The following is a 2,754-nucleotide window of genomic DNA, read 5'->3' on the forward strand; positions in this document are numbered from 1 at the left end:
GTTCTAAAAAGAGCACCATCCTTTTTTGAAAGATAACTTCGGTTTATAGAAACATGCATTCTGGATACTGACATGACTCCTTTGTCAGCAATGAAATCAGTGATCTTGATTTTACCTTCATGGTATGTTTCTGCGTCCTCTCCATGGATTTTACCGAATATGTTGCAGACAATAGAAGAGATTTCCCTCAGTTTCAATTCATTTTCAGTTCTTATACGCTTAATACGCTCTCTTTCAGCATCTGAGGTATTATTGTCAATCTCTGATTGTAAAAATCCATTTTTATAGTCCATTGCACTGCGCATAATTCTTTCTGCTTCTGTGCGCATGATCCCTTTTACGTGGGTAGCTGGAATATAGGGAATTCCTTTCGAGTTTTTAAGGAAATCTATAGTAGAACCCTGAGCTTCTCCCATTGTGTGAAAATCCGTAGTGTTAATCAGGCCGATTCTTAAAATCTTCATGCTGCCTCCCCATTTTTGGTGGACCACATGTGAGGAATGATCATTCTTGCCGCGTTAAGCAGTTCATCGTTCAGCAATACCTTCGCCATCCACTCACATTGATCGATCCCTATCCCATTTGTCTTACGTGCAAGAGAAGAATACATGAACTTTATCAAATTCAGACGTTCTTCTGCTGAATTGCTGCAAGTTATAATATCCGATACCAGCGACCTATTGCCACTGAGGGCATAATTTATCAGATCACTAAGATCTGCCAGGTTTTTATTTCCTGGTGCTTCCATGTCATCAATTATTACAAAAGAACTACATTGATTTCCAGGCATAGCGGAACTTACAGCTGTTAAAGCTATGGAACCCTTTGGCAATTCAATTATATTGAGATCATTAGTTTTTGTGTCTCCTCTAAATGCTTTCTTGGCAGTTGATTCCATTTCCCTTGCAGCATTTAGGAGGAAGTAAATAGGGAATTTGCTGTCTGCTATCGCTATACCGCATGATGCTGTAACCACATAGTTTTTGAACACATTCCCATTATGGAACTTAATCTCGCAAGCAAACTCTTCCGCAATGTTACTGATCAGCGACCTTGTAAAATCCAGTGCACCTTTCGTATTCATTATTATCAGTGCATCATCGCCGCCTGCATAAATGGGAACGATCCCTAAGTATGTGTTTCCGTCATCAGCAGTATATTTTATCATCTTCTGCTTCTCATGATCAGAGCAGAAGTCCGAAACTGTTTGCTTCAATATTTTTTCAAACTTTGATCCAAATACCTGACTTTTATAAGTGTATTCTGCAGGAGTTGTGGTTTGCTGGAACAATCTTCCCATCATGTTCCCATCTATAAGTAAAACAGCAATTGAATCACCAATGTGATTCAGTTCAGTAGGTTCTTTTAGTCCAAATATGTGCGGAACATACTTTCTTGATATGGAATACTTTTCATTCACACCCACCTCCTGTTTAATCTTACAGACCATGCACATTCCAGAACTATCAAATTTAGGTCTCTTGAAACAGTATTCACAAATCTTTCTCGTTGAAGAAATGATCTGTTTCTCACGATTTTCATTTTTCTTTTGATCAAGTTTATTCTGCGAATCTTGGAGCACTTTATAGAATTTACCTGCTATGTCAGATAGGGGCTCTTCAAAATCAACAATTGCAGCAGACAGGCCACCTTTGGAAAGCTCTTTTGTCTCGTTTTCTATCTGTCTGACTAATTGTTCTCTATATTCTTTAGTATCCGGTATAAAAGAAAGAAGGTTTCCTCCTCCGGAGAACAGAATCGCTTCTCTGCATACATTTTTAGATATAATCTCTTCTGCACACCGTAACACATCTTCAACAATGGAACTGCCACCTCTTAGCATTTTGAGCTTATCAGCCTCATTAATGAAACCCTGTATCCCCATTACATCAAGCGATAATACCCCGATACTCCCTGGAAGTTTCCCATGCTTCCCAAGCCAGTATACAGGTCCTCCCGATGATACTTTATCGATGAACAATTTGGCACTTTGTAAGTTCCTGTCTTTCAATTCAGCGTTCCGGCTTTCAGACTGGCCATTTCCAAGGATCACAGTATGTGGTAAGCTAAGGCATTTCAAATCCCCTGCATCAAAGTTGACCTCATGTGGGAAGATCCTATCATTACTGGTGAGCTTAAGCACTTTGCCATCGTACTCATATCCTATCTCGTTTATCCTATCGGCTGCAGAAGCAACAGTATCTGCAGTGCTCACTAAATTCTCTAGTGATGTTTCGACATCTCTTTGATGGTGTCTGGAGGCGAGCAACGGAAGTATTTTTTTCAGTTCATATTGTTCAACGAGAGGCGATCCTGTAGCAGACAGGATACGTTCAATGATCTCTCTTGATTGGGTTGTATGATAATGGTATAACTGATACTTCGAAGCAGATGTATAGGAGCGAGGCTTTCCTATATCATGAAGTAATGCTGCGATACGAACAAGGGATATCAGGTCCTTCTGTCCATATTCTACGGATATTCCATATTCTTGAAGGCTTTTTTCTTTATACTTCCCGTCAGCATCCAGTTTTTGCAACATCAGGCATACTGCTATTCCAGATGTGTTCTTAAGATGATGAAATAGTGAACAAATGGGAAACCTCGAATCTGAACATATATTTTTCATCAATGAACTGGATTCTAACAGATCATAGAGCATGTCTGCAGCATTGCTGAGTTTTGATGAGGTATCAAATACCTGTATTATTTTTTGTATCAGGTCATCAAGCTGGGAATCGCTCTGTTCAGGGT

The 2,754-nt window shown here is 39.5% G+C and carries 2 protein-coding genes; both read right to left on the bottom strand.

The genetic code is table 11. The annotated features are described in order from the left end of the window. Positions 1-464, bottom strand: a 464-nt coding sequence (locus VN429_RS01015) for an RAMP superfamily CRISPR-associated protein (RefSeq protein ID WP_325628834.1), incomplete at its 3' end; no start/stop codon positions are given. Continuing rightward, positions 461-2,754, bottom strand: a 2,294-nt coding sequence (locus tag VN429_RS01020) for a Cas10/Cmr2 second palm domain-containing protein (protein ID WP_325628836.1), incomplete at its 5' end; no start/stop codon positions are given. The genes VN429_RS01015 and VN429_RS01020, both read right to left, overlap by 4 nt.

Source organism: Methanospirillum sp. (assembly GCF_035560735.1).
GTDB lineage: Archaea > Halobacteriota > Methanomicrobia > Methanomicrobiales > Methanospirillaceae > Methanospirillum.